Genomic DNA, 646 nt, shown 5'->3' on the forward strand with positions numbered 1-646 from the left:
AAATCACAGGATTTAATGTGGATTTACGTCCTTTAGGCAGAGGGTAATGGCAAAAGTCTTTTTGACCACGTCTTGGGGTATGGAGCGTATAGCACCATACCTTGAAGACATCATTGCATCCTTTAGAGAGTATGTAGAGCGTTTCAAACATGAAATCACGTTGCAAGAGCTCATTGAAGCGATTTGCAGCGGCAAGAAACAGTTATGGCTTGTTTTGGATGATGACGAGCGCTTTTTAGCGGCAGTCACGACCCAGATACAGCAGACAGTTTTAGGAAAGAAGCGCGCTCTGATTTGTGAATGTAGTGGGAAGGGCGTTCTTGATCAAGTTGACAATTTGCTATTTGTAGAGGATTGGGCGCGTGAGAATGGGGCTTTTGAGATAGAGATCTTGGGTCGTTTAGGTTGGAAGCGCGCATTGGACAAGCAAGGCTATGGCATAGATATGCTTTATTATAGGAAGGAATTGTGACATGGGGAGCAAGACACCAACAACGACAGAACAGAAGCAGGTGCAGACAAGTGCCCCTCCCGCTTGGATGCAGAATGTCTTTAAGCGTGGGGGTGCAGATGCGTATAATCTGTATGATACAGGGATGGGTGGTAATGTGTATGGGGGACCTCGTGTTGCACCTTTAAGTGCTCC

The 646-nt window shown here is 46.3% G+C and carries 1 protein-coding gene; it reads left to right on the forward strand.

Going from position 1 to position 646, the window contains the following annotated elements:
* Positions 1-46: 46 nt before the first annotated feature.
* Positions 47-472: a hypothetical protein gene (locus ACFIMA_RS10050; RefSeq protein ID WP_375693339.1), complete on the forward strand. Its 426-nt coding sequence runs from the start codon at positions 47-49 to the stop codon at positions 470-472.
* The last annotated feature ends 174 nt before the right edge of the window (positions 473-646 follow it).

The sequence above is a fragment of the Bartonella sp. AP88HLJMH genome (genome assembly GCF_042195605.1).
Classification (GTDB): Bacteria; Pseudomonadota; Alphaproteobacteria; order Rhizobiales; family Rhizobiaceae; genus Bartonella.